We start from the raw sequence: 26,073 nt of genomic DNA, 5'->3' as shown, positions 1-26,073 counted from the left end.
ACGTTCTTTCCCAAGGGCTTGCCCATGCCAAGCCGGGAGGAGACATGAAAGATACCGTTACAGAACTACTCGTCGGCCGCTCGGTCGCACGCGTCGAGGATCCGGCACTCCTGTCGGGGCACGGGCGTTACATCGACGATCTGCCGGTGGCACCCGGAACGCTGGCGTTGGCCTTCGTGCGGTCGCCGCACGGACACGCCGACATCCGGTCGATCGACACCGCCGAGGCGGCCCGCGCGCCCGGCGTCGTCGCCGTCATCACCGGACAGGACGTCGCCGCACGCACCCGGTCGATGACCGTAGGCGTGAAGGCCGATGTCGAATGCTGGCCGATGGCGGTGGATCGCGTGCGCTATGTCGGCGAACCGCTGGTCATGGTCGTGGCAACCGACCGCTACTTGGCCGAGGATGCCGCAGATCTGGTCGCGGTTGACTATGGCCCGCTCGGCGCAGTGGTCGATCCCGTCGCGGCGCTCTCGGACGATGCGCCGGTGCTTCATTCCAGCCTCGGCGGAAACCTCATTAACGAAAGGCGCTTCCGCTACGGCGATCCCGAAGCGGCGTTCGAGGCTGCCTCGAGCCGGATTGGCATCGACGTTACCTATCCGCGCAGCGCCTGCACCCCCATCGAAACCTACGGCGTGATCGCCAGCTACGAGCCGGGCGAGGATGCCTATGACGTCACCGCGAATTTCCAGGGCCCTTTCTCAATCCACGCGGTGGTGGCCCGGTCGCTGAACGTGCCGGGCAACCGGCTGCGGCTGCGCACACCGCCCGATTCCGGTGGCTCGTTCGGGATCAAGCAGGGCGTCTTTCCCTACATGATTCTCGCAGGCATCGCCGCGCGCATCGCGGGCGCGCCGGTCAAGTGGATCGAGGACCGGCTGGAGCATCTGTCTGCCAGCGTTTCTGCGACCAATCGGCAGACCCGGATTGAAGCGGCGGTTGAGGCGGATGGCCGGATCACCGCACTTGATTGGGATCAGATCGAGGATTGCGGTGCCCATCTGCGCGCGCCGGAGCCTGCTACGCTCTACCGGATGCACGGCAACATGACCGGTGCCTACGACATCCAGAATCTGGCGATCCGCAATCGTGTCGTGCTTACGAACAAGACGCCAACGGGCCTTAACCGCGGCTTTGGCGGCCCACAAATCTATTTCGCGCTGGAGCGGCTGATGGATGCCATCGCCCGGCAGCTTGGGCTGGACCGGCTGGAGGTCATCCGCCGCAACCTCATCCCTGCCGGGGCGTTTCCCTACCGCACGGCAAGCGGTGCGCTCTACGACTCGGGCGATTACGCCACGGTGCTGGACCGCGCGGTCGCCGAAGGCGGTCTGGCCGAGCTTTACGCCCGCCGCGACAAGGCCCGCGCCGAAGGCCGACGGTATGGCATCGGCTTTGCCTGCGTTGTTGAGCCTTCGGTGTCGAATATGGGCTACATCACCACCGTCCTGACCCCTGAAGAGCGTGCCAAAGCGGGGCCCAAGAATGGCGCGCAGGCAACCGCAACCATCGCAATCGACCCGCTCGGCTCGGTTACGGTTAAGGTCGCCTCGGTCCCGCAGGGTCAAGGCCACCGGACCGTGCTGGCGCAGGTCGTGGCCGACAAGTTCGGCCTGCCGATGGAGGCGGTGCGCGTTCTGGCCGATGTGGACACAATGCGCGATGCCTGGTCCATCGCCTCGGGCAACTACGCCTCGCGCTTTGCCCCGGCGGTCGCTGGTGCGACCGAGATCGCAGCAACGCGGCTGCGCGAAAAGCTGGCAAAGGTCGCGGCCACGCAGCTGAACATTGCGCTCGAGGACGTGTCCTTCGAGGCGGGCCGCATACAAGCCAGGGACAATCCTGACAACAGCCTGTCCTTCGCGCGGGTCGCCGCCACGGCGCACTGGTCGCCAGGCACCCTGCCGGACGGCGTGGATCAGACCCTGCGCGAGACGGTCTATTGGAGCCCGCCCGAACTGGAGGCCCCGACATCCGAGGACGGGATTAACTCCTCGCTCTGTCACGGATTCATCTTCGATTTCTGCGGGGTCGAGATCGACCACGAGACCGCCGAGCCCAAGATCGACCGATATGTGACTATGCACGATTGCGGGCGCATCCTGCATCCCGCCATGGTGGAAGGACAGGTGCGCGGGGGCTTTGCTCAGGCGGTCGGCGCGGCGTTCCTTGAGGAATATGCCTACGGTGCGGACGGATCATTCCAGTCTGGCACGCTGGCCGATTACCTCTTGCCCACGGTGATCGAGGTGCCCGAACCAGTCATCCTGCATCACGAGACGCCGTCGCCCTTCACTCCGCTCGGTGCCAAGGGCGTGGGCGAAGGCAACTGTATGTCGACACCCGTCTGCATCGCCAATGCCGTGGCCGACGCGCTGGCCCCCGAAGGCGATGCACCAGATATCGTCCTCCCAGTGACCGCGTCCAAGCTCGCGGCGTGTATCTTCGGCGACGAGCCCAGCCCGAAAAGCCCGGTGCCCGAGACGAAGGCCGAGGCCACGGTGGGTGGGCGCAAGCTCACGGGCGAAGGCCGCGCCGTGGTGCAGGCCAGCCGCACCGATGTCTGGCAGATGCTGCTGGATCCCGCGACGCTCGATGCAATTATTCCCGGCTCGCACGGCGTGCAGAAGGTCGGCGAGACACGCTTCAAAGCGGATGTGACGCTGGGCGTCGGGCCGGTCCGGGGCCGCTACAAGGCCGATATTGAATTGTCGGACCTCGACCCGCCCAACGCCGTGACACTGTCGGGCCAAGTTGTCGGCGCGCTTGGCACCGGTGGCGGACATGGCCGCATCACACTGACCGACACCGACGACGGCACTGAGATCGCCTACCGCTACGAGGCCGAGATCGGCGGCAAGGTCGCCTCGGTCGGCGGGCGGCTTCTGGACGGCGCGGCCAAGGTCGTGATCGGCGAGTTCTTCCGCGCGCTGGCCCGCCATTGCGGCGGCGCGGGCACCGGGCCTTTGGCGCGGCTCATGGGCCTTTTCCACCGCATAACGAAAGGAGGCCGGTCATGAAGCCCGCCCCATTCGACTATGTCGCCGCCACGGAGATGGGCGAAGCGCTGGAAGCACTGCATCAGGGTGGCACCGAGGCCCGGGTCATCGCGGGCGGCCAGTCGCTGATGCCGATGCTGAACATGCGCCTCGCGCGCCCTGCCACACTCGTTGACATCACTCGCATCCCGGAGCTGTCACGGATCGAGGCCAAGGGCGATAACGTCACCATCGGGGCCGCCGTGCGCCAGAGCACGCTTGAACGCTGGCCGGATCTGGCGGATCGCTTGCCGCTGGTGCGCGCCGCGCTGCCATGGGTCGGACACACGCAACTGCGCAATCGCGGCACGGTTTGCGGTTCTGTCGCCCATGCCGATCCCAGCGCAGAGCTGCCGCTCTGCCTGATCGCGCTCGGCGGTTCCGTTATCCTGCGCCGCCGCCGCAAGACGCGTGCCGTCGCGGCGCGCGATTTCTTCCAGGGCATGATGTCCACCGACCTAACCCCCGGCGAGATGATCGCCTCGGTCACTTTCCCGGGCCGCCAGACAGGCACCGGATATGCCTTCCGCGAAGTGGCCCGCCGCCATGGTGATTTCGCCATCGTCGCCTGCGCCGCCATCGCCCGACCCGATGGCACCGCCACGCTGAGCGTGGGCGGCGTCGCCGACACGCCCCGCACGCTCGATCTGCCCGCAGACGCGCAAGGACTCGATGACCGGTTGAACGAGTTCGCCTGGCATTTGCAGGCCCGCGACGACCTGCATGCGACCGCCCGCTACCGCCGCGATCTGGTCCGGCAGCTCGGCCGCGCAACCTTGAAGGAGGCACTGTCATGCCGCGACTGACCCAAGACGAGACGCACCCGGTGCGCTTCACCCTGAACGGACGTCCCGTTTCGGCGCGTGTGTCGCCACGCACATTGCTGACGGATGTCCTCCGCCAAGAGATCGGCGCGACCGGCACCCATGTGGGCTGCGAGCACGGCGTCTGCGGTGCGTGCACGGTCCAAATCGACGGGGAGCCCGCGCGCGCCTGCTTGATGCTCGCTCATCAGGCCGAGGGCTGCGAGCTCCGCACAGTGGAGGGGCTTGCGACAGACGATGCGCTGAGCTCTCTGCAAGAAGCTTTTCGCGAACATTTTGCGCTGCAATGTGGCTTCTGCACCGCGGGCATCCTGATGACGCTCGATGCGCTGTTTTCGCGCCAACCGGACGCGGATGAAGGCGCGATCCGCGAGGCGCTCTCGGGACATCTGTGCCGCTGCACGGGTTACGTGCCCATCGTTCAGGCGGCGCTTGCCGCTCGCAACCGCATCAAGGGAGGACCAATCGATGCTTGACCTCGGAACCAGCTTTCTCGCGTCCGTGGAACGCGACCCCGACGCGATGGCCATCGCCGAAGGGGACCAGACAATCACTCATGCCGACTGGTATTGCCGGATCAGCGCGTTGGTGGACGGGCTTGGCCAGATCGGCCTGCGCAAGGGCGATACGCTCGTAACGGCAATGCAGAACCGGTGGGAGAATGCTTCGCTGCATTGGGCCTGCCAGCTTGCCGGGATCGTCATAACACCCGTGAACTGGCGTGTCACCGCCGATGAGCTGGACCACGCCCTGCGCGACAGCGCGACCCGCGTGCTGGTGCATGATGATGCCGCGTCCGATGCGGTAGCCGGATCGGTGCTGGCGCACGGCCTGACAGTCATACCTCTGGGCGGCGATCAGGGCCTCGCGGCGCTGCTGGCGGGACACGCGCCCGACGCCGTGCCACAAGCGGGGCCCGAGGATCTGTCGGTCATGCTCTATACATCCGGCACGACCTCGAAGCCAAAGGGCGTGCCGCGTCGCCACCGTGCCGAGCGCGCCGCCGCCATCGCCCATGTGGCTCAGAACATGTATCATCACGGCGAGCGCACGCTGGGCGTCATGCCGCTTTATCACACGATGGGCATCCGGTCGCTTCTGTCGGCCAGCGTGATCGGCGGTGCCTTCATCTGCCTGCCGCGCTTTGACGTGCCGGGCGCGCTGGACGCCATCGAGACGCATCGGGTCACCAACCTCTATCTGGTGCCGACGCTCTATCACGACATTGTCCACCACACCGCATTCACGCCGGACCGTGTTGCAAGCGTGCGCAAGCTGGGCTTTGCAGGCGCGTCGATGACCGATGGCCTGTTGCAGAAACTGGCGGAGGCTTTTCAGCCCGATCTTTTCGTGAACCATTACGGCTCGTCCGAGATCTACACCTTCTCCATCTGCCAGGACGCTGCGGCCAAACCCGGATCGGCGGGCCGCGCGGCGATCAACCAGCGTTTGCGCGTCGTGCCGCTCGGCGCGGCGGATGCCAGCGAGACCTGCGCGCCGGGAGAGGAAGGTGAAATCGTTGCCTGCATGCAGGGCGACGAGGCCTTCGAGGGTTATTGGAACCGCCCCGAGGCGGACTGCAAGGCGATCCGCGACGGCTGGTATTTCACCGGCGACTGCGGCCATTTCGACGACGACGGTGATCTATTCGTCACGGGCCGCGCCGACGACATGATCATCACCGGAGGCGAGAATGTCTCACCCGTCGAGGTAGAAAGCTGCCTCTCGCTGCACCCCGCTGTGGCCGAGGTTGCGGTGGTCGGCCTGCCGGATGCGCGCTGGGGCAAGGTCGTGACTGCCTTCGTCAAGCGCGCCGGCGATGTTACCGAAGACGATCTCGACGCCCATTGTCGCAACTCGGACCTGTCCAATTTCCGCCGTCCGCGCCGCTACGTTTTCGTTCGCGAAATCCCGAAATCCCCGGTCGGAAAGCTCCTCCGCCGTCTGCTCGTCGCAGGCGAATACGAGGCCGAGCCGACCGAGACCACACCCGCATGAACCCAAGGAAAGAAACTGACATGAAAGACGCTCACATGACCGAAACCCTTACCTTCACCGATCCGCGCCTCGCTGAGCTCGACGGCTTCCACGTGCAGCTCAATGCGAGCAATGAACGCGCCGACATCATCCTCGCGCGACCGCCCTACAACGTCATCTCGATGGGCGCACGCGATCAGCTGCGCCTTGTCTTCGAGGCTCTCGATGCCGATGATCGCGTGCGCATCATCGTGATCTCGGGCGAAGGCGAGCACTTCTCGTCGGGTGGCAATATCAAAGGATTCCTTGAGGCAAGCCCCGAGCATGTCTCGCATCTGGCTTGGAACATTGCCGCGCCTTCGCGCTGCACCAAGCCGGTGATCGCGGCCAATCGTGGCTACACGTTCGGCGTCGGCTTCGAGCTGTCGCTGGCCTGCGATTTCCGAATCGTGTCCGAGACCTGTCGTTACGCGCTGCCCGAACAGAAGCTGGGTCAGATCCCCGGCTCGGGCGGTTCTGCCCGGCTGCAGAAAATCGTCGGCGTCACCCGCACTAAGGACATCGTCATGCGATCCAAGCGCATCCCGGGCCAACAAGCACTCGATTGGGGTATCGCCACCGAATGCGTGCCCGACGGCGATCTCGAACAGGCGGTGACCGACCTGGTCACCGAGCTGCGCGAATTTTCACCGATGGCGCAGCGCACCGCGAAGAAGCTGCTGAACGACACCGACGATGCGCTTCTCAGCACCGCGATCGAGATGGAGGGGCTGAACTACAGTCGCCTGCGCCAATCTGAGGATTTCCGCGAGGGCGTCGAGGCCTTCCACGCCAAGCGCAAGCCCGCGTTCACCGGCCGCTGAGACGGCCAAGCAACCACATTTAAGGGAGGAGACCCAAGTGGAACAGACAGAACAATCGAACTGGATCGAAAAGGGTCCGGGCTTCGGCGCTGGCCTATCGGGCCTACGCGAGGCGCTGGGCATCAAGACAGCGAGCGCGGGACTGGTCGCGGCGATCTTCGGATGCTCGGGCCCGGCGCTGATCGTGATCGGGGCGGCCAACAATGGCGGGCTGACCGAGGGACAGACAGTAGCCTGGCTGTTGGCGATCTATGGCCTTGGCGGGCTAATCAGCCTGATCATGGCGCTTTACTACAAGCTGCCGGTAACCGGGGCCTATTCGATCCCGGGCGCAGCGCTGGTCGCGGGCGCGCTTGGCACGTTTCCCTTCGAACAGGCGGTCGGAGCGTTTCTGATGGCGGGCGCGATGGTGTTCGTCCTCGGCATCACCGGGCTCATTGGCAAGGTGATGCGCTGGCTGCCGATGCCCATCGTAATGGCGATGATCGCAGGCGCACTCATCCGTTTCGGTATCGGAGCGGTCACATCGATCGAAAAGCTGCCCATCGTGGTCGGGGCCGCGACCGTCGCCTTCTTTCTGTCGATGCGGTTCCTGCGCGCAGTGCCGCCGGTGCTGACGGCACTGGTCGTCGGCCTCGTGGCCGTGACCCTGACTGGAGGCTTTCAGGGCGGCGAGGCGGCGATCAGCTTTGTCGCACCGGAGTTTACCACGCCCGTGTTCACCGTCGACGCCTTCCTGGCCATTGCCGTGCCGTTGGCCGTGCTGGTCATTGGCGCCGAGAATGCTCAAGCTATCGGGGTCCTCTACGCCGAGGGTTACCGCCCGCCGATCAACGCGATGACCGTTATCTCGGGCATCGGCGGCATGCTGGCGGGACTGATCGGCGGCCATAACGCCAATATCGCAGGGCCCATGACGGCGATCTGTTCGTCCGATCAGGCCGGCGAGAACCCCGATGGGCGCTATGCGGCCACGGTCCTGAACGGCGTGCTGTTCGCGGCCTTCGGGGTCTTCGCCGGGGTCGCGGTGCCGTTGATCATGGCGCTGCCCGGACCGCTGATCGGGGCCGTGGCGGGTCTGGCGATGATTACCGTCCTTCTCAGCGCGTTCCAGTCCGCCTTCGACCGCAATGCGGGCCACCAGATCGGTGCCTTTGTCGCGCTGATCGTAGCGATGTCGAACGTGTCGTTCCTCAGCATCAGTGCGCCCTTCTGGGCCCTGGTCGCAGGTGCCGCGGTGTCGATGCTGAACGAACGGGTGGTCAGATCCAAGCCTGTGGCCACTCCGGCATCCTGAAGAACGGTGCTATGTCGAACGAGCGATCAAAATGGGGGGTGCCAGCGCCCCCCACAACAATTTTATTGGTCGCCGCCACGATCCTGTCGAACTGGCGGCAAGGAGATAGATAATTGATTTCGTTCAGTGCGCTGGCGTTCCGATAACATGGTGCGTTAGCTTGTGTCGTCTGGTCGCAGTTCGTGGTCTTCCGCTACCCGAACGCGATGTCGAACCAATTCAGATCGGACGGCTGAGGTTTGTTCACAGCAATAGTCCAAGAGTTGCAAGGGACTTTGCCGTCGCGCATTCGGAGTTCCAAGGCTGGCTTGCAACTCTCCCAGAGCAACTTCATGTCTTTTGCAAGGGCGAGAAACGACCGCTTTCCACTCTCTGTCCCTGACGACTTTCGCATTTGCAGCGCAAATCGAGCACTCGAGCCGAACGGAAGGAAAGTCTGCATAGCGGACTAACGCGATATGCGGTCCCCCCCTAATAATTCGAACTATGACGAGCGGCCGATCGGCTAAACCCCAACGAAATTTTTGATTGCGTATTTTTCGTTAGCGGCTGGTCGTCACATGCTATGTTCTTATAGAACTTTGAATGTGGTAAGGTTGGCACATTACCCAAGCTCAGGGAGCCAACGAATGCTACCGTTTGAGATCATACTATCAGTTACATCGATCGTAATAGCTGCAGCCAGTCTTCTGCTCGTGCATAGGATCATCAGAACCAGTGGTCGCGATCGGCCCCGTGATCCGGCACGAGTTCAACGTTTGGTGGATAAGATGAATAGTTGCAACACAAGTGAGGTAGAGCCATCCGAGACACAAAGCAGCTCAAGCGATTAGTAGGAGGTTACGCCGGGGCCGTCCCAAGCAACTAAACGCTTCATTCAAAAGTATGCCACGACAAGGCACCTATCCACAGCTCCTCAAGCGTCGGCGACGAAACGAAATCTGCGGGCCTGTGGCGCTGTCACGAATGAATGAAGACCACCGCCGAACATTTCGCGGCCAGTGCGGATCTGTGCCTCCTGCAAGATTACTTGCGTTGCGAAATGCAAAGGGCTGGTGCAACTATCTCATTTTCAGACGGATCCCCTGAAGTTCGAATGCGTAGATTCGCTGCCCGTGCTATTCTCGGTGAATGGCGCAGCGGACCCCTGTTAAGATAACGAGAAGAAGAGTGGAGTGCCACCATCGGGTGGTCCAGTTTGCATGTTAATGCGTGGTCGGCCTCTGATCTATTGGGATCATGCTTTTCGGCGCTGGTTGACGTTATCCCAGAGCACTATGCGGCTTAAATGTATTGTAGTGACTGCGCCATCGTTCGATCAGTATCTGAGCTTGTCGTAGCGTGTAGAATACTTCGCCGTTAAGGGGCTCATTAGGGAAATGGGCTTTGAAGCTCTCGCAATAGGCCTTTTCCCACAGTGAACCTGGGGCTATGGACGCGGTTTTCGCGCCGACGGCACCGATCCAAGCATGCACCTTCTTGGCGATAAACTGTGCGCAATTGTCTGACCTTATGTATTCCGGCGGGCCGCGTAGGATGAGCATCAGTCAAGGCATCAAACCCACTTGTTGAATTGAGCCAGCGTTCGACGCTGATCACCCGCGTTTCCTTCGTAAATTCGTCGAGAATATTTAGCTTGCAGAAGACCCGCCCGTCGTGGGTGCGGTCCTGAACGAAGTCATAGGACCAAAACTGTTTCAGAGGCTCCGGCCGCAGCCAGACGCACGAACCATCGTCCATCCAGTGCCGACACTTATTAGGCTACATTTTCGGGACTTAGAGCCCTTCCTGCCGCCAAATCCTTTCGACCACTGCCCTCTCATCAGTGCTTGCAGTGATGAGAGGGGCGTTTGTGATTTACATGCCAGCCGGTGTTCCTCAGTATTCCGGCGATCATGCGATATCCCCTCTGGGCAAATTGCTATGCAACCGCCTGCCAGGCAGAGCATAGCGTCCGAACTCTTCGGACCGTGCTATGATGTCCTCGGTCAGCCTTGCTTCGTCAGGCAGACCACAGGACACCTTGCGCTGCGTCTGGCGATACTGACCCAATGTGCGGTAAACCCTGCGCTCATATACGCTGAGGGTTTGTCGCAGATATGCGATGCATTTACTGCGGCGTGAAAGGCTTGAAATCCCCCCCCGTGCAGCCTCCAGCAAGGGAAAGGGGGCTTTTTTTTGAAACCCTGCGCGGTCTTTTCGTGAGACCGCCCAGGATCAAAAAATCGAAAGAGGACGAAAAAATGACACACGTTTCTGAAGTCGAGAATTACGCGATGCTGGACTTTGAAGCGTCGAGCCTGTCGCTGGAGAGCTGGCCGATAGAGGTCGGCTTATCCTGGCTTGAAGGTGGCGAAACTCAGACCTGGAGCTCATTGATCCGGCCCGCGCCTGAGTGGGAAATGTCGGACTGGTCGGCGCAAAGTGCTGCCGTGCACGGGATTGCAATTGAAGCCCTGCTCGACGCGCCCACAGCGTTAGCGGTGGTTGATAATCTATTCAATAATCTGGCAGGAAAAACAATGTTGTCGGATGCACCGGATTTTGAACAGCGCTGGCTGGCGCGGTTGTTGAATGCCGCTGAGCGGACCTCTGCACCAAGTATAAGGGATTATCATCACATATCATTCCACCTTTTCTCAGGTCTTGCACTCGACATGCTTTACGAAAGTCTGGAGCGGAATATTGCTCCGCATCGCGCCGGCCCGGATAGCGCAAGACTCGCCAAAGCGTGGGCTAAAGCTCGGCATTACTGAAACTTCCTCGTCAGAAATTTGGGGGACGTGTGACAAGAGTTCTCAAGGGCAACTCTGCCTAAACCTAATCCCCGCCCATCGATTGTTTCGCGATTACAAAGTGGAACTGGCCTGCTTGGCAGACAATTTCGGCGCACCTGCTGGTGTTGCGCAGACAACCCTTCAATGCGCAACGGTTCTCCGCATACGAACCTTTCAAATGCGCGTTTTATTAAGTTTCGGAACCAACACCGGTTGCTCGCGCAGCGATCATGCTGTCGATCGTGCCGCACATGAAACCTGGCGATTTTAGGTAGTATATCGTGGGACCAGAAATTTAACGAGTATAGCTAAAAATAGCTGTCAGCTTCAGAGAGGTTGAGACACGCACTGATGCACATCGGCGATTTTGCCGTAGATATAGTTGACACCATATTCTATAACCCCCTATATTAAACATATACATCAATAACTTAGCTAAGTTTCCTACCATCCCAGCCAACACATCAAGTTCAATATAATCAACGACTTACAGCGCGGCATGTGTGACACGCGTGGCACTTGTGTGTTACAGTTTTGTGGACCTAGTGACCTTCCCTACTTGATTGGTCCTCCCCTCTTATAGACTAAGACTTGATGTGGGTGGCCCGAAGGTTCGGCTACGAGCCGACTTCGGTGATTCTTTGATGTCCCCCATTATTTGAAAACCCTATTTCACACGATCAAGGATTTGAGCATGAGTGACCTGAAATTGTTTCGCTTGGTAAACCACACTGCGACCGAAGTGCTCGGCACAGGTCTCGCGCTAGAGAAATCACTTCAAACATTGATAGAGAAGAATCTTGAGACCTTCCTCGGTGTCCGGTTCTTGGCGTCAGAGTTTTCGACTGGCACTGAGCATGGCGGGCGCATGGACACCCTTGGGCTGGACGAAAACGGATTCCCGGTCATTATAGAATACAAGCGCTCAACCAACATGAACGTCATCAATCAGGGTTTGTTCTATCTGGACTGGCTGGTGACCCATCGTGGCGATTTTGAGATGCTGGTGCTTAAGACATTTGGGGCTGAAGCCGCGCAATCTGTTGAATGGTCCTCCCCTCGCCTGATCTGCATCGCCGGGGATTTCAGTAAATTTGATGAGCACGCCATCAAGCAGATGAATCGCAATATTGACCTGATCCGCTATGTGAAGTTCGGCGATGACCTTCTGCTGCTAGAACAGATCAATGCGGCAGAGTCCCCTGCAACTGCGGCAGCCACCAGCACTGGCAGCGTTTCAGCCGCTGCGAAGACGAAGTATACCACTGTCACGGATTACCTCTCCAAGGCTGATGCTGACCTGACGGACCTCTACCTGGCTGTGAAGGACTATCTGATGGGATTGGGCGACGATGTGCAGCACAAGACTTTGAAGAATTATTTTGCCTTCAAGCGGATCAAAAATTTTGCCTGTGTTGAAGTAAAGAACCAAGACAAGAAGGTCGTGCTTTATCTAAAGGTGAACCCGGACACTGTGGAGTTGATCGAGGGGTTTACACGTGATGTTCGGAAAATTGGCCATTTTGGCACGGGCGACCTTGAAGTAACGGTCCGATCGCTCAGTGATATGGAGAAGGCCAAGCCGCTTATCGAGCAAAGCTATGAAAGCGCATAGCGGACGGGGCTGAAATCCAGGTAGTTTGGCTCCTTATCTTCTAGAGCACCGATGAAGCGTAGCCCCGGACCAACGCAGCTTGTCAATCGCGTTCCTCGGGGTCTCATTTCTTTGCCTGTTTTTCTTCCCATTCACCAACGATCTCTAGCATAAGCTCCTTCATGTTCATGCCACGCTCTACGGCTCTGAGCTTAAATCGGGTATGCCATGCCCGCGGCATGTTAAAGGTCATTGGGGCCAAAGGTTCAGGGTGCTCACTCTCTTCCCGACTGTCATCCGTATCCGGGATATCATCTGGCTCTTCGTCAATCTTTGTCATGGTTTGGGATCACTTTCGAACCGCCAATGTGGCCTTAGGTTTGTCAGATTGTCGCGCCAAGCTTTTCAATGGATCATCCGAAAGCAGGTCATCTTTTAATTTATCTCATAAATTCATATAGATAAGCAAATACTTATGTGAAAAAACGCGCGAGGCGGGACAGTTTTGCACTTCCCAACCAACCATCCGAGACGCGAACCCCTAGAATTATCTTCCACTAACGCCTTGAAAGTAATACGTTTGTTGGCGCGCCCCCGAAAACCTCTGGAATCGACAACAAAATGAGCAATTTCAAAGATCTAGACGAACGCACTGTGCGTGAGAGGATCAATCAGTCGCAAAACTGGGAAGCTTGGATAGACGCCGAGGATACGCGGCGGCACAGCTACATGGGCGGTATGAACTGGGAGACCCGGAACGGCAAAGCCTATCTCTATCGTCGCATCGGCAAGATCGGAAAGTCATTGGGGCCACGCACGCTCGAGACAGAAGCCGCCTTAGCAGCGTTTAGTGAGGGCAAGCAGCGGATTGAACAAAGGCTGACCCGTCTCGGTGACCAAATGAACACTCAGGCGGCCATTTTGCGCGGCCTACGGCACACACGTCTGCCAGAGACGGCGGCGCGGGTGTTGCGTGAAATGCGTATTCATGGTCGGAACCACGGCGCAAGGGTGGTTGGCACCAACGCGCTCTATGCCTACGAAGCTCTCGCCGGTGTGTTATTTGAAGAGGGAATGACCGCGACCGGAGACATCGACATTTTGCTTGATGACCGCAACCGAATGCGATTGATCGCTGACACAAAAGAGGCACTGGGGATCACCCGCCTCATTCAGGAAAAAGTCGACAAGACGTTCCGGCCTCATGGCCCCAATGGTTACAGGCTTACAAATGACAGCGGTTACATGGTGGAGTTCATTAGGCCGCTGCCAAGGCCGTTCAGTCGACAGATGCCAGGTGCGGCGCCGCTCGAGAGTAACGACATCACAGCGGTGCCGCTGGACGGGCTACAGTGGCTTGTTAACGCGCCTGAGGTCGACACCATCGTGATTGATGCAAGGGGCTTTCCAGCGCCTCTCATCTGCCCTGATCCACGGCATTTTGCCGCGCACAAACTCTGGGTCGCGTCACTACCCGACCGCGAAGCCGGAAAGGCGATGCGTGACCGGTTACAGGCCTCTGCGGTGATAGATCTCATGTTGGAGAAGTTGCCGCAGTTTCCGCTTGATGATGCGTTCATAGCTAACCTGCCAGCGGCAATAGGCGCACTTCTTCTTGATGCACTGAAAGGCCGTGATGCCGCTCCGAAGAAAGGAGCGCCGGATTGGTAAGGTTTGTTGATGGCTGAACACCATGTCAAAGAGCGCAGCTCACCATCACCACCATCACCATCACCATCATCACCACCACCAGCACCAGTTCAATCGCACGTTGTAGCATTTGCGCCCCTTGCATATGCTCCCAGAAAAACAGAGGTCCAGAATGCTGACAGGCACCATCCGCTCGCAAATCGATCAAATCTGGAACGCTTTCTGGTCCGGTGGCGTCTCGAACCCGCTGTCGGTCATCGAACAGCTGACCTTCCTGATGTTCATTAAGCGGCTTGATGACCTGCACACGGTCGAGGAGCGCAAGGCAGAGGACCTGGGCATCCCAATGCAACGGAGCATTTTCCCGGAGGGCGCAAACGACAAGGGCGAGCCGTTCGAGAACCTGCGCTGGTCGCGCTTCAAGCACTTTGAAGCTCGTGAGATGATGCGGATCGTGGACGAGCATGTTTTTCCCTTCCTGCGGGCCCTGGGTGAAGAAGGCTCGTCCTACGGCACCCATATGAAAGACGCGCGATTGGGCTTCTCCAACCCCAACCTGCTGGCAAAGGTCGTTCAGATGCTCGACGAGATTCCGATGGAGGACCGCGACACCAAGGGCGACGTCTACGAATATATGCTCGGCAAGATTGCCAGCGCCGGCCAGAACGGGCAATTCCGCACACCGCGGCACATCATTGAGCTGATGGTCAACCTGATGACCCCCATGCCCACAGACGTGATCTGTGACCCTGCTGCGGGCACGAGCGGGTTTCTGGTCTCAGCGGCGGAATACTTGCGAACGCATCACCCGCAGATGCTTCGCAACGCCGAAAGCCGCGAGCATTTCCACAACCAAATGTTTCACGGCTTCGACTTCGATGCGACCATGCTGCGCATCGGCGCGATGAACATGACGCTGCACGGGATCGAGAATCCCGACATCTCCTATCGTGACAGCCTTGCCGAGGAGCACGGCGAGGACGCAGGGCGCTACTCTCTCATCCTTGCCAACCCGCCCTTTGCCGGATCGCTGGACTATGACACCACAGCCAAGGACCTACTGAAGATCGTTAAAACCAAAAAGACCGAGCTGCTGTTCATGGGGCTTTTCCTGCGTCTGATGCGCACTGGCGGGCGAGCGGCTGTGGTTGTGCCCGATGGCGTGCTGTTCGGCTCTTCTAAGGCCCACAAAGACATCCGCCGAATGCTAGTCGAGGACCACAAGCTCGATGCGATCATTAAGCTGCCGTCGGGCGTATTCCGCCCCTACGCCGGTGTGTCCTGCGCCATCGTGGTGTTCACCAAGACCGGCGTGGGCGGCACAGAGGACGTGTGGTTTTATGACATGACCGCCGACGGAATGAGCCTTGATGACAAGCGCACGCCGCTGCTGGACGACGCCAAGCTAGGCCCCGTGCCGGACGCGCCGCTGAGCGACGACGAGCACTCCAAGAACAACCTGCCCGACATTCTGACCCGCTGGCAGACGCTGGAGGTTGAGGGTGAGCGCCCCCGCACCGCGCAAAGCTTTATGGTGCCCGCGTCCGAGATTATCGCCACCGGATCATGGGACCTATCGCTGAACCGCTACAAAGAGGTCGAGCAAGAAGAGGTCGATCACCAATCCCCCGCCGAGATCATCGCAGAGCTGCGCGCTCTGGAGGGCGAGATTTCCGAGGGGCTGGATCGATTGGAGGGGATGTTGGGATGAGTTGGCCGACAGTTGCACTCGGTGATGTTTTTGACGTCGAGCGAGGGGGGTCTCCCCGACCAATCAATGACTTCCTGACAGACGATGACAATGGTTTGAATTGGGTCATGATTAGCGATGCCACTGCGAGCGGCAAAGTAATCAATAGCACCAAGAAAAAAATTCGTCCCGAAGGTCTCAAAAAGACAAGGCAAGTCTATCCGGGTGACTTTATCCTTTCCAACTCCATGAGTTTTGGGCGGCCTTATATCATGGGCATAGAGGGCTGCATCCACGATGGGTGGCTTCTAATGCGCCCTAGAGATGAGCGGGTTGACCCTAATTACTTCTATCACCTTCTCGGATCGTCAGATGTTTACAATAGCTTCGCGTCACGAGCGGCTGGGGCAACGGTAAAGAACCTAAACTCCGGCATTGTGCGCGAGGTCACAATCCCCCTCCCGCCGCTGGAGGAGCAGAAGCGGATTGCGGGGATATTGGATCAGGCGGACGCGCTCCGCCGCCTCCGCACCCGCACCTTTATAAAGCTCAACACCCTCGGGCAGGCAATCTTTCATGAGATGTTTGGGGGCGGCAACAAGTTCCCTATTATGGAAGTAGAACAAGTCGTATCAAAAATAACAAATGGCTATGTTGGTGCGACGCGAAATATCTATGTCGAGGAAGGCATCCCTTACATTCTCGCACGCCATATCAAGAATTCAAAACTAACCTTCGACGGCGAGACATATGTGAGCGAGGAATTTAATCTAAAGAATAAGCGATCCATCCTGAAAGCGGGCGATGTTTTAATGGTCCAATCCGGGCATATTGGTGAAACTGCCGTGGTCCCACCTGCCCACGTGGGTCACAACTGCCACGCGCTAATCGTCATGACCCCCGAGGAGAAGTTGCTCGACGGCAACTTTCTCTCAGCAGCATTTAATGCGCCAGAGATGAAGCAGGTTTTTGCATCGCTACGAACAGGTCAAACACTCCCCCACCTCAACTGCCGCGACGTAAAAAAGATCAGAGTTCCCGTCCCTCCCAAAGAGCTCCAACATGAATTTTTAAAGCGGAAGCGTCATATTGATTCTCAACTTGGTTCTGCTGAGGCCGCACAATCCAAAGCAGAGAATCTCTTCGCCTCGCTCCAGCACCGCGCCTTTCGAGGAGAACTTTAGAAGCATGACTGCGCTACACCAATTCTCATTGCCCGGACCCATGTTGCGCCGCGGCTTCTGGCTCTACGTCTGGAGGGTCGAAAGCCCTAACGGCGCGGTCCACTACGTCGGCCGCACTGGGGATAACTCTAGCCCACGCGCCACCGCCCCATATACGCGAATGGGCCAACACCTAGGATTCATCAAGAACCAGAACGCACTTCGGAAGCACCTTGAGAAGCGAGGATTGAGCGTTGAAGATAGCCTATCGTTTGATCTTCTCGCTCACGGTCCGATCTATCCAGAGGTCGATCATGACGGGTCAGACCGCGACACGCTGATGGAGAGGCACAAACCCATACGCAATCAGGTTGGAGCCATGGAGAAACTGCTCTGTGATGGCCTGAGAGAGGCTGGCTACGACGTAATGAACATAGTCAACTGTCGCTGGGAGTTGTCGGCCGAGGGAGAAGAAAAGTGGGCTGCGGCAAAAGAGGCCTTCCGTCAGGCATTTCCCGCATTAAGGTAGGGCAACTCTTTTAGGTTGTATCTATGTCTCAGTTCCTTTTTCTCTCCGCTGACTTTCCCGAACTTTTAAAGCATGCAGCGCGGGCCGAAAAGGTGGCCCTTTCCGATCCCCGTGGAGCATGTTTCCGAGCGCGGCTGGCACTTGAGACGGCGATGAAATGGCTCTACCGGAACGAGCCGGCCCTGCGGCAACCTTACGGGCGCGAATTGGCTGCGCTGATTGCCGAACCTACATTCACCGCCCTTGCAGGGCCGGCCATCGTCAAAAAGGCCGAGTTCATCAAGAACCACGGCAACCGCGCCGCCCATGACGACCGCCGCCCGCCCTCCGCGCAGGACGCCGCGGCGACCGTGCGTGAGCTGTTCCACCTGTGTTTTTGGATTGCGCGCACCTATGCCCGCACCGCGCGCCCTGACCCCAAGCTTTCTTTCGATCTGTCAAAGCTGGAGAAATCGCTGACGATCAGCGCCAGCACCGTGGCTCAGATTCAGAAGATTGAGGGCGAGATCAAGGCCGAGCGACAGCGCGCAGATGCAGCTGAAGCAGCACTCCGAACGACAGAGGAAGCGCACAAGGCAGTCGAAGCCGAACGCGACGCAGCCCGCGCCGAGATCGCCGCTATTCGCAAAGCCAACCAGAAGATCCCCGACGATCACGACTATTCAGAGGCAGCCACCCGCGACAGTTTTATCGACCAGTTGCTGACCGAAGCTGGCTGGCCACTTGATCAGGACCGCGACCGCGAATTTCCGATCCAAGGGATGCCCAACAGCACCGGCCAGGGCTTTGTCGACTATGTGCTCTGGGGGGATGACGGCAAGCCGCTCGGACTGGTCGAGGCCAAGCGTAGCCGCAAAGACAGCCGCACGGGCCAGCAGCAGGCCAAACTCTATGCGGATTGTCTTGAGGCACGGTATGGGCGGCGTCCGGTCATGTTTACCACCAACGGCTATGAGCATTGGATCTGGGACGACGCGATGTATCCCGCGCGTCGTATCTCTGGCTTTCTTAAAAAAGATGAACTGCAACTGCTTCACCAGCGGCGGGCCAATCTGAAAAAGCTGCGGGATGTGCCGCTCGACGAGGAGATTGCGGGCCGCTTCTACCAGCAACGCGCGATCCGCCGCGTGGGCGAGGCATTTGAGAATCATGCCCAACGTAAAGCCCTTTTGGTCATGGCAACGGGCAGCGGCAAGACGCGCACGGTGATTGCCTTGGTCGATCAGCTGATGCGCGCCAACCGTGTCAAACGCGTGCTGTTCCTCGCGGACCGCATCGCGCTGGTCAAACAAGCGCATGGCGCGTTCAAGGCGCATATGGGCGCCACACCAAGCGCCAACCTGATCGAGCGGCACGACCCAAAGAAAAATGACCATTCCGGCGCCCGCGTATGTTTGTCCACCTATCCGACGATGATGGGCCTGATCGAGCAGATGAACGGCGGCGAAAAGCGGTTCGGACCGGGCCATTTCGACATGATCGTGATCGATGAGGCGCACCGCTCAGTTTATCGCAAATATCGCGCGATCTTTGAGTATTTTGACTGCCTGTTGGTCGGGCTGACAGCAACGCCCCGCGACGAGATCGACAAAGACACCTATTCACTTTTTGATCTCGAAAAGGGTGTGCCCACAGACTCCTATGACCTTGATGACGCGGTCAGTGATGGCTACCTGGTGCCGCCCAAGACGATCTCGGTCCCATTGAAGTTTCAACGCGAGGGGATCGATTATGACCAGCTCACCGATGATGAGAAGGAAGAATGGGACGCGATCGAGTGGGATGAGGAGGGGACCGTCCCTGACCGGGTAGAGAGCGCCGAGCTGAACAAGTGGCTGTTCAACATCGACACCGTCGACAAAGTGCTCGAGCACCTGATGCGGAACGGGATTAAAGTGGCTGGGGGTGATCGGTTGGGCAAGACGATCATCTTTGCGAAAAGCAGCAAACATGCGCGGTTCATTGTCGACCGGTTCAACATCAACTACCCGCACTATAAAGGCCAGTTCGCACAGCTGATCGACTACAGTGTCACTTACGCGCAATCCTTGATCGACGACTTTTCCGAAGCAGAAAAGACCCCTCACATAGCTGTATCAGTTGACATGCTCGATACGGGCATCGATGTGCCGGAGGTGGTCAATCTGGTTTTCTTTAAGATTGTCAGATCGAAGACGAAGTTCTGGCAAATGGTGGGGCGCGGCACGCGATTGGCACCCGATCTGTTTGGGCCGGGCGAGGACAAGTCAGAGTTTGTCATCTTTGATTTCTGTCAAAACCTAGAGTTCTTCAAAGAAAACCCCAATAAGCCTGACGGCGCTGGCGCTCTTCCGATTGGCCAGCGGCTCTTCGTAACTCGGGTCGAGCTGATCGATGCGCTGTCCGGCGCGGAAACATCCCACGAAAGCCTTATCGTGGACACCAAGAGGCGGCTGTTTGAAGAAGTCACCGCCATGCCGATAGAGAACTTCATTGTGCGTGCCAAGCGGCGCAATGTGGAGCGGTTTCAAAACCCGGAGGAATGGGAAAATTTGGACCTTGATGCGCGCTTGGCGCTCATCGATGACGTGGCGGGCCTGCCCTCCGCGCATGACGATGGCTCACTGCCGGCAAAGCAATTTGATCTCTTGATCTTCAATGCCCAGCTGCAGCTGCTCAAAAAGGCGGCGGGTTTCGCTAAACTGCAGAAACGGATTGAGCAATTTGCGTCCAACCTGGAGGCGCTTGCAAACGTCCCGATGGTCGCACACGAGCTGGAGTTGATCCTTGAGATACAGACCGAAACCTTCTGGGAAGACATCACAGTGGAAATGCTCGACGCTGTGCGGCGCAGGCTGCGTGGGCTCGCAGAGCTGATCGAGCCGAAGAAACGCAAAGACATTATAACCAACTTCACCGATGAGATCGGAACAGGTGGGGTTCTCGATATGCCCGACATCGGCAGCGGCGTCGACAAGGCGAAGTTCAAGATGAAGGTGCGTCGCTTCCTAGAGCAGCAGCGTGATCACATCACCCTGATGAAAGTAAAACGAGGCGAGGCACTGACCAAACAGGATCTGTCCGAGCTAGAGCGCTTCCTTGTTGAGAATGGTGTTGCAGACGAAACATCTCTTAACGGCCTTGCAGAGGACGGTGGCTTGGGCCGTTTTCTGCGGTCATTAACCGGTCTGGACCGCGGCGCCGCTAAGGATGCCTTCAGCGCATTTGTCGCGCGGCATGACCTCACCGCCGACCAAACAGAGTTCTTGGATTTGGTCATAGACAGTCTGACCGAGAGTGGTTTTGTAGAGCCACAAGTCTTCTACGAGAGCCCCTACACGGACATTGACGATATGGGCATCGCCGGCGTGTTTGACCGGGTTCAGACCCAGGAGATCATTAGGATCGTCCGGACGCTGAATGATGCTGTCGCGGCTTGACCGAGGTTTGCGCCCATGGCGTTTGAGCGTGACCTCATACGGCTCACGACCTCCAAACTTTGCGGTTCTCACCGAACCATTTCAGCAGACGGCCCAACATATCAGGTGACACCGTTGTGCCATTTCTTCGAGACTGCCAAAGCGAGGGGTCAAGTCGAGGTTTGCCAAGCTCATCCATGACATTGCTTTCCGACAAATCGCGCGACGACATAATCTTGCGCAACAAAGCTATCTCCGTCGCGTTTAAGGGACGTCGCCTAAGGGGGAGAGGATAATCGTCTGGGTTCAAGCGACTGTTGCCCGAATATTGAGGCAACGCCGGCGGGCTTGGGATAGACTTAGCAGCACCTTCAGCTTCGGACGGGGTAAACCCCTCAGGAATGCCCGAGGGACACGCGTGCGCCTGAGAGGCACCACCTACCGGAGCGGCCACCCTCGCATCAGAGACGCCCTTTGAGGCCTCTGCGCCTCTGTCAGCAGCATGGTCGGGCAACGAGGCATTCATTTCATCGTCGGAGCCGGTGACGGCTGCAGCGGCATCCTCGCGGTCCATGTCTTCATGCATCTGGATCTCTGCCAAGGCTGCTTTAAACGGCTTGCGCAAAGATTGGATCGTCCATGGCTGCTTTTCACCGTGCACCTCGCTGACCAGATTGAAATTTCCGGAAGAGTTCAGTGCCTCTACCCTGCCCGACCACGAAAGCGCAGTCATCGACGGATTTTTCCCGATGAAGTCGGCAAGCTCCTGCACCTTGCGCTGGCTGCGAAGCATGTTGTTGATTGCACCGCTTCTTTGCGCCTCCTTGAGGTTCGTCTTGTTGCCGGGCTTACGCCCTTTCTTAATACTGCTTCTGACCATCTCCTTAGAGAGCTTTGCAGCATTAGCGCTTGCGGCTTCTGCAGCCTTGACCAACTTCCTCAACTTCCGGGGGCCAACTTTCCCCTCCTTGACCGAGATGATTTCGACATCCGAGAACTCTGGTAAGCTCAAATCCTTTAAGCTGCGTGACAAACGGTCAACGCTCACAACCAGTATGGGCAATCCTTCGGATGCGGCCCGCGACAAGACCTCTCGAAGGCCGGGACGCTTTGAGGAGTGCTGGTCGTAAGCAGACTGGGCGTCCTCGCATATTCCGAGCAGGTCCATGCTCTTCTCATGTGCATAATCTCGAAGCAGAGCCGACTGAGCGTCCAGGCTGATGCCCTTCTGCTCCTGTTCTCTCGTAGAGACGCGAACGTAGCCGATAACCCGTCTTTTCTTCATCATGTTAGTCTGCTCTGACATTGGATCATGCCCCATGCTCAATATCGTCAATTTGCTCAAAGATCGTAGAGTGTTAAGTGCAGGGAAAAGGTTGTTCATGACTAATTTAGGGATATAGCCATGAACGCATCTCAGTTGGGGGCTGACCCAACTCAACCACCACAGAGTTTTCCATCTTCGAGCGGTAGTGTAGCGCAGAAAGGTCATGCCGCTGCAAGATGCATCCCACCGGCTCTAAGGGTTTCCCCCGGACTTCATGAAACGACTGCCAGATCAGTCTAAGAGTTTTCTTGGTCGAACCTGTGAGGCCCTTTTAGGCATGAGATGCGTTCTGCCCATCTGTCTTGTTCAAGCATCCGCCAAGAGAACCAAACGACGATCACAATGATGGTCTCTGAGGGGATATGCTGTTCAATCGCAGGGGGTTGGGTCTGATCACGGCTAAGAACCCATGATCAAACCGACCCGAGGGGGTGTTCAGATCAATAGCGTGGCCGATGAATGGCGCGCGCCGCGACAAGCGGCTTCATCTTTGCGTCGACACGCGAATGGATGAAGTCCCGGCGGGCAAGTGCTTCCGCTGAGGTTTCATTCAACCAGAGATCGGCCCTAACACCAGTGGCCTGTTCTGAGCGAAAGAGGATTTCCACGATCACGTGATCTGCGCATTCAAGAACTGACCTGCAGTAGTCTCGTAAGCATCAAGGGAACCCCCTCTATTTTGGGCTGATTTGAGGTGCGATTATTGCGCGAGGCTGGCGATTTGACTGGCGCAATATGAGGGTTTTGAGATGAGTAAACGGCGGGTTGGGCGGGGTTCCAAATACTCGGATGAGTTCAAGCGGCGGTTGGTGGCAGAGAGCCAAGCCGATGGTGTCAGTGTGCCGATGGTTTCTCGCCGTCATGGCGTGCCGACAAGCCGGATTTATTCGTGGCGCAGCGATGACAGGTTTCAACCCGATGGGTCTGATGATGCCGGGTTCATGCCTGTTGAGATTTCAGGCGGCGATCACGATGCAGTACCGATGCTGCCGGAAGCGCGGCCTACAGCCAGCTCCCGGATAGAGATCACGCTGGAGAATGGGCGCAAGCTGAGCGTTAGCGACGGGGTTGATGCTGGCTTTGTGCTGGAACTGGCGCGGGGGCTGGCGGCATGATCCCTGTTCTGGCGGATGCGAAGATCTGGCTGGCGGCGGGTGTGACGGACATGCGGCGTGGGTTCAACGGTCTGGCGGCACAGACCGCGCAGGTTCTGGCGGGCGATCCCTATTCCGGCCATCTGTTTTTGTTCCGGGGACGGCGAGGTGATCAGATCAAGATGATCTGGTGGGACGGTCAGGGTGCATGCTTGTTCACCAAGCGCTTGGAGCGGGGTCGGTTTGTCTGGCCCACGGCCAGCGAGGGTAAAATCAACCTGAGCCGCGCGCAGTTGGCCATGCTGATGGAAGGCATAGACTGGCGCATGCCGCAGAAGACATGGCGGCCCGCGATGGTGGGCTGAGGCAATGTTTTATGGGCTTTCTTGCTGTTTTGGGATTCCCCCTGATGTCCGATTTTGCTATGGAATGGCATGCGTAAGACCCCTCCAAATCTGGCTGATCTGCCACCTGACGTGCAGGCCTTTGTAGCCGCACAAGCGGCGGAACTGGCCCGTAAGGATGCGGAGTTGTTGGGCCAATCGTTGAGCCATGCCTCCGCCCAAAAACGCCTCAAGGATGAGATGGAAGCCGCCCTTGCTGCCGAGCGCACCGCCCATGCGCGGGCCATCCAGAGCCGAGATACCCTCATTGCTGATCTGCGCTTGCAATTGCATGGTCACAAAAAGCACCGCTTTGGGTCAAAGTCGGAAAGCAGCGCGCAACTGGCGCTGGAACTGATCCTCGAAGAGTTGGAGATCGAGCAAGCCGCAGAGACTGAAGGTGATGGTGAGGGCCAGACGTCTTCCGAGGCAGACGTCCCAAAGCCGCCGCGCACCCCGCGCAAACGCAAGCCTTTCCCAAAGGGGCTTAAGCGGGTCAAGAAGACCATCACCCCCGGTGAGACCTGTGAAGACTGTGGTGGCCGCTTCAGGGAGCTGGGAACAGATGTTCTGGAAGAGTTGGAATATGTTCCAGGCCATTACATCGTCAATCAGATCAACCGCCCGCGTTTGGCCTGTAGCTGCTGTGACAAGGTGGTTCAGGCGGAGATGCCAAGCCGCCCCATCCCCAAGAGCTTTGTGGGTCCCGCGCTGATGGCGCATATCCTGTGCTGCAAATACGGCTATCACCTGCCGCTCTATCGCCAAAGCCAGATGTTTGAGAACGAAGGCATCGACCTGAGCGGATCGCTCATGGCCCTCTGGGTGGGCAAATGCACCAAGCTGCTTGAACGCGTGGCAGATGCCATCCGTGACCATGTGTTTGAGGCACAAGCCATCTTCATGGATGATACCACGGTCAAGCTGCTCCAGAAGGGCAAAGGGCGTGGCAAAAACAAGAGCAAAACCGCACGGCTATGGGTCTATGCCCGAGATGAGAGCGCCTGGTCCGGGGCCGCGCCACCCGCCGTGTGGTATCAGTTCTCCACCAACCGAGGTGCGGAACACCCGAGCGAACATCTCAAATCCTACACGGGCTACGCCCATGCGGACGCCTATGCAGGCTATAACGATGCCTACCGCACGGGGCGCATCAAGGAGATGGCCTGTATGGCCCATGTGCGACGGGAGTTTTATGCCCTGTATGAAAGCCTGAAGCTGCCTGTGGCGGGCGAAGCGGTCTTGCGCATTCGAAAGCTCTATGACGTTGAAACACAGGCACGGTTCCTACCACCCCATGAGCGCGTGGCCCTGCGTCAGGAACTCGCCAAGCCCATCTTTGATGATCTGGAGATCTGGCTCAAGGAGCAGTTGGGTAAAATCTCCGGCAAGACGCCACTGGCTAAGGCCATCCGATATGCCCTCGCGCGCCTGCCAAAGGCACGGCCTTATCTCGACAACGGCTTCTTGGAAATCGACAATAACACAGCCGAGCGGGCAGTGCGTCCTGTGGCCGTTGGAAGAAAGAACTACCTCTTCATGGGGTCAGAGGCAGGCGGCAAATCCGCAGCAATCGCCTATACTCTCATCGAGACCGCAAAGATGAACAACGTCAATCCCGAAGCCTGGCTCGCTTGGGTGCTCGAACGCATCCAGGATCATCCCGTCAATCGCATCCCCCTGTTGCTACCTTGGGCATCTCAGGGCATGATCAACGCGCAGAATGCTGAGGTCGGGGATCAACACGCCGCCTGATCAAACTTTTCATTGACGCCTATGGAGGTAAAATGGCTTGGGTTTACTTGTTCTTTGCGGGTCTTCTTGAATGTGGGTGGGTAATTGGTCTGAAATACACTCAAGGCTTCACGAAACTTCAGCCATCTGTCCTGACCGTGCTCGCAATGATCGCAAGCTTCTGGCTCTTGGCTGAAGCAATGAAAGACATTCCCGTAGGTACTGCATATGCCGTTTGGGCAGGTATTGGGGCTGTGGGCGTTGCTATTATTGGAATGACCATCTTGGGAGAGCAAAAAGACTTGGCTCGTGTCGCCTGTCTTCTCTTGATTGTTGCTGGGATTGTTGGGCTGAAACTGGTCGGAACCACGGCCAATCATTAGCGCCGAATGACAATCAACGAGCTGCTATGATCACAGTGCAGAGGGGCTTCCCTGGATGCTTACGTAGTCTCCTACATCTGACGCGGCGCGCTTACTCAGACCGGTAAATTGCATGTATGTGATCGCGAAGATGGTTTCGGTGAGGTAAAGATACTTGTCTTCGAAATCTTTGTCACGGTAGCGGTCAGAAGCTGTCCTTAGCAGCATGGTCATCTGGCGGTTCAAGCTCATTTTATTGTGTCCTAGGCAGGGGTGAACGAAGAAGTTGTTGTGTATAATTTGGTTATAGCGGCGCGGCTTGCGCGATGCGCATGATTTTGCTCGCGATGTTCCGGAAACCTGAGAC

The 26,073-nt window shown here is 58.2% G+C and carries 20 protein-coding genes and 1 pseudogene; 17 read left to right on the top strand and 4 right to left on the bottom strand.

Annotation, left to right across the window (positions count from 1 at the left end; genetic code table 11):
- Nucleotides 1-44 precede the first annotated feature (44 nt).
- The 6 genes from B5M07_RS03670 to B5M07_RS03645 are packed head-to-tail and all read left to right on the top strand — an operon-like array spanning nt 45 to nt 8,005.
- A complete protein-coding gene (locus B5M07_RS03670) occupies nt 45-3,026 on the top strand; it encodes a xanthine dehydrogenase family protein molybdopterin-binding subunit (protein ID WP_120350262.1) in 2,982 nt (993 codons plus the stop codon).
- Entirely contained in the window at nt 3,023-3,850 is an 828-nt protein-coding gene (locus B5M07_RS03665) for an FAD binding domain-containing protein (RefSeq protein ID WP_120350261.1), read from the top strand. The genes B5M07_RS03670 and B5M07_RS03665 overlap by 4 nt, the downstream gene beginning before the upstream one ends.
- Entirely contained in the window at nt 3,838-4,344 is a 507-nt protein-coding gene (locus tag B5M07_RS03660; protein WP_120350260.1) for a (2Fe-2S)-binding protein, read from the top strand. The genes B5M07_RS03665 and B5M07_RS03660 overlap by 13 nt, the downstream gene beginning before the upstream one ends.
- Nucleotides 4,337-5,866 (top strand): AMP-binding protein, encoded by a 1,530-nt coding sequence (locus B5M07_RS03655; protein ID WP_120350259.1) that lies wholly within the window; start codon nt 4,337-4,339, stop codon nt 5,864-5,866. Before B5M07_RS03660 ends, B5M07_RS03655 begins: the two co-directional genes overlap by 8 nt.
- Before the next feature lie 35 nt (nt 5,867-5,901).
- The gene (locus tag B5M07_RS03650; RefSeq protein WP_067940522.1) at nt 5,902-6,708 is read left to right on the top strand and encodes an enoyl-CoA hydratase/isomerase family protein; all 807 of its coding nucleotides are present in this window, start codon (nt 5,902-5,904) and stop codon (nt 6,706-6,708) included.
- 37 nt (nt 6,709-6,745) lie between these two features.
- Nucleotides 6,746-8,005, top strand: a complete 1,260-nt coding sequence (locus tag B5M07_RS03645) for a benzoate/H(+) symporter BenE family transporter (protein ID WP_120350258.1) — start codon at nt 6,746-6,748, stop codon at nt 8,003-8,005.
- Between the two features lie 1,262 nt (nt 8,006-9,267).
- On the opposite strand, the pseudogene B5M07_RS19740 reads toward B5M07_RS03645, so the two are convergent.
- Nucleotides 9,268-9,926 (bottom strand): annotated as a pseudogene (locus B5M07_RS19740) (integrase core domain-containing protein); the annotation flags it as partial.
- A gap of 322 nt (nt 9,927-10,248) precedes the next feature.
- Between B5M07_RS19740 and B5M07_RS03635 the strand changes: the two are divergent.
- Entirely contained in the window at nt 10,249-10,761 is a 513-nt protein-coding gene (locus B5M07_RS03635; RefSeq protein WP_120350256.1) for a 3'-5' exonuclease, read from the top strand.
- Between the two features lie 715 nt (nt 10,762-11,476).
- The gene (locus B5M07_RS03630; protein WP_120350255.1) at nt 11,477-12,397 is read left to right on the top strand and encodes a DUF5655 domain-containing protein; all 921 of its coding nucleotides are present in this window, start codon (nt 11,477-11,479) and stop codon (nt 12,395-12,397) included.
- A gap of 103 nt (nt 12,398-12,500) precedes the next feature.
- Here B5M07_RS03630 and B5M07_RS03625 read toward each other — a convergent pair whose 3' ends face one another.
- A complete protein-coding gene (locus B5M07_RS03625) occupies nt 12,501-12,716 on the bottom strand; it encodes a hypothetical protein (RefSeq protein ID WP_120350254.1) in 216 nt (71 codons plus the stop codon).
- 281 nt (nt 12,717-12,997) lie between these two features.
- Here B5M07_RS03625 and B5M07_RS03620 point away from each other — a divergent pair, with 281 nt between their 5' ends.
- From B5M07_RS03620 to B5M07_RS03600, 5 genes are all read left to right on the top strand, one after another.
- Nucleotides 12,998-14,047, top strand: a complete 1,050-nt coding sequence (locus B5M07_RS03620; RefSeq protein ID WP_120350253.1) for a GSU2403 family nucleotidyltransferase fold protein — start codon at nt 12,998-13,000, stop codon at nt 14,045-14,047.
- Between the two features lie 151 nt (nt 14,048-14,198).
- The gene (locus B5M07_RS03615) at nt 14,199-15,737 is read left to right on the top strand and encodes a type I restriction-modification system subunit M (protein WP_120350252.1); all 1,539 of its coding nucleotides are present in this window, start codon (nt 14,199-14,201) and stop codon (nt 15,735-15,737) included.
- Nucleotides 15,734-16,900 carry a restriction endonuclease subunit S gene (locus tag B5M07_RS03610; protein WP_120350251.1) on the top strand — a complete coding sequence of 389 codons (1,167 nt, stop codon included), beginning with the start codon at nt 15,734-15,736 and terminating at the stop codon, nt 16,898-16,900. Before B5M07_RS03615 ends, B5M07_RS03610 begins: the two co-directional genes overlap by 4 nt.
- A gap of 226 nt (nt 16,901-17,126) precedes the next feature.
- On the top strand, nt 17,127-17,408 hold the full coding sequence (locus B5M07_RS19385) for a hypothetical protein (RefSeq protein ID WP_162931799.1): 282 nt from the start codon (nt 17,127-17,129) through the stop codon (nt 17,406-17,408).
- Between the two features lie 23 nt (nt 17,409-17,431).
- Nucleotides 17,432-20,827 (top strand): DEAD/DEAH box helicase family protein, encoded by a 3,396-nt coding sequence (locus B5M07_RS03600; protein ID WP_120350249.1) that lies wholly within the window; start codon nt 17,432-17,434, stop codon nt 20,825-20,827.
- 43 nt (nt 20,828-20,870) lie between these two features.
- Here B5M07_RS03600 and B5M07_RS03595 read toward each other — a convergent pair whose 3' ends face one another.
- Nucleotides 20,871-22,094, bottom strand: a complete 1,224-nt coding sequence (locus B5M07_RS03595) for a recombinase family protein (protein WP_162931798.1) — start codon at nt 22,092-22,094, stop codon at nt 20,871-20,873.
- A 788-nt stretch (nt 22,095-22,882) separates the two neighbouring features.
- On the opposite strand from B5M07_RS03595, the gene tnpA reads away from it, so the two are divergent.
- From tnpA to sugE, 4 genes are all read left to right on the top strand, one after another.
- Complete coding sequence (gene tnpA, locus B5M07_RS03590; RefSeq protein ID WP_065331083.1) at nt 22,883-23,248, top strand: IS66-like element accessory protein TnpA; 366 nt, start codon at nt 22,883-22,885, stop codon at nt 23,246-23,248.
- Complete coding sequence (gene tnpB, locus B5M07_RS03585) at nt 23,245-23,592, top strand: IS66 family insertion sequence element accessory protein TnpB (RefSeq protein ID WP_017467473.1); 348 nt, start codon at nt 23,245-23,247, stop codon at nt 23,590-23,592. The genes tnpA and tnpB overlap by 4 nt, the downstream gene beginning before the upstream one ends.
- Before the next feature lie 69 nt (nt 23,593-23,661).
- Entirely contained in the window at nt 23,662-25,365 is a 1,704-nt protein-coding gene (tnpC, locus tag B5M07_RS03580; protein ID WP_065331082.1) for an IS66 family transposase, read from the top strand.
- Nucleotides 25,366-25,397: 32 nt separating this feature from the next.
- Nucleotides 25,398-25,727 carry a quaternary ammonium compound efflux SMR transporter SugE gene (gene sugE / locus B5M07_RS03575; protein ID WP_017467358.1) on the top strand — a complete coding sequence of 110 codons (330 nt, stop codon included), beginning with the start codon at nt 25,398-25,400 and terminating at the stop codon, nt 25,725-25,727.
- Between the two features lie 30 nt (nt 25,728-25,757).
- On the opposite strand, the gene B5M07_RS03570 is transcribed toward sugE, so the two are convergent.
- A complete protein-coding gene (locus B5M07_RS03570) occupies nt 25,758-25,958 on the bottom strand; it encodes a hypothetical protein (RefSeq protein WP_162931797.1) in 201 nt (66 codons plus the stop codon).
- Nucleotides 25,959-26,073: the final 115 nt, after the last annotated feature.

Source organism: Sulfitobacter sp. D7, assembly GCF_003611275.1.
Classification (GTDB): Bacteria; Pseudomonadota; Alphaproteobacteria; order Rhodobacterales; family Rhodobacteraceae; genus Sulfitobacter; species Sulfitobacter profundi.
The sequence above is the reverse complement of the archived record's forward strand: the minus strand, read 5'-3'. Positions and strand labels throughout refer to the sequence as shown.

Coding starts and splice junctions, on each gene's coding strand:
- B5M07_RS03670 (WP_120350262.1), top strand. CDS start 45: ATGAAAGATACCGTTACAGAACTACTCGTCGGCCGCTCGGTCGCACGC.
- B5M07_RS03665 (WP_120350261.1), top strand. CDS start 3,023: ATGAAGCCCGCCCCATTCGACTATGTCGCCGCCACGGAGATGGGCGAA.
- B5M07_RS03660 (WP_120350260.1), top strand. CDS start 3,838: ATGCCGCGACTGACCCAAGACGAGACGCACCCGGTGCGCTTCACCCTG.
- B5M07_RS03655 (WP_120350259.1), top strand. CDS start 4,337: ATGCTTGACCTCGGAACCAGCTTTCTCGCGTCCGTGGAACGCGACCCC.
- B5M07_RS03650 (WP_067940522.1), top strand. CDS start 5,902: ATGACCGAAACCCTTACCTTCACCGATCCGCGCCTCGCTGAGCTCGAC.
- B5M07_RS03635 (WP_120350256.1), top strand. CDS start 10,249: ATGACACACGTTTCTGAAGTCGAGAATTACGCGATGCTGGACTTTGAA.
- B5M07_RS03630 (WP_120350255.1), top strand. CDS start 11,477: ATGAGTGACCTGAAATTGTTTCGCTTGGTAAACCACACTGCGACCGAA.
- B5M07_RS03625 (WP_120350254.1), bottom strand. CDS start 12,716: ATGACAAAGATTGACGAAGAGCCAGATGATATCCCGGATACGGATGAC.
- B5M07_RS03620 (WP_120350253.1), top strand. CDS start 12,998: ATGAGCAATTTCAAAGATCTAGACGAACGCACTGTGCGTGAGAGGATC.
- B5M07_RS03615 (WP_120350252.1), top strand. CDS start 14,199: ATGCTGACAGGCACCATCCGCTCGCAAATCGATCAAATCTGGAACGCT.
- B5M07_RS03610 (WP_120350251.1), top strand. CDS start 15,734: ATGAGTTGGCCGACAGTTGCACTCGGTGATGTTTTTGACGTCGAGCGA.
- B5M07_RS03600 (WP_120350249.1), top strand. CDS start 17,432: ATGTCTCAGTTCCTTTTTCTCTCCGCTGACTTTCCCGAACTTTTAAAG.
- B5M07_RS03595 (WP_162931798.1), bottom strand. CDS start 22,094: ATGATGAAGAAAAGACGGGTTATCGGCTACGTTCGCGTCTCTACGAGA.
- tnpA (WP_065331083.1), top strand. CDS start 22,883: ATGAGTAAACGGCGGGTTGGGCGGGGTTCCAAATACTCGGATGAGTTC.
- tnpB (WP_017467473.1), top strand. CDS start 23,245: ATGATCCCTGTTCTGGCGGATGCGAAGATCTGGCTGGCGGCGGGTGTG.
- tnpC (WP_065331082.1), top strand. CDS start 23,662: ATGCGTAAGACCCCTCCAAATCTGGCTGATCTGCCACCTGACGTGCAG.
- sugE (WP_017467358.1), top strand. CDS start 25,398: ATGGCTTGGGTTTACTTGTTCTTTGCGGGTCTTCTTGAATGTGGGTGG.
- B5M07_RS03570 (WP_162931797.1), bottom strand. CDS start 25,958: ATGAGCTTGAACCGCCAGATGACCATGCTGCTAAGGACAGCTTCTGAC.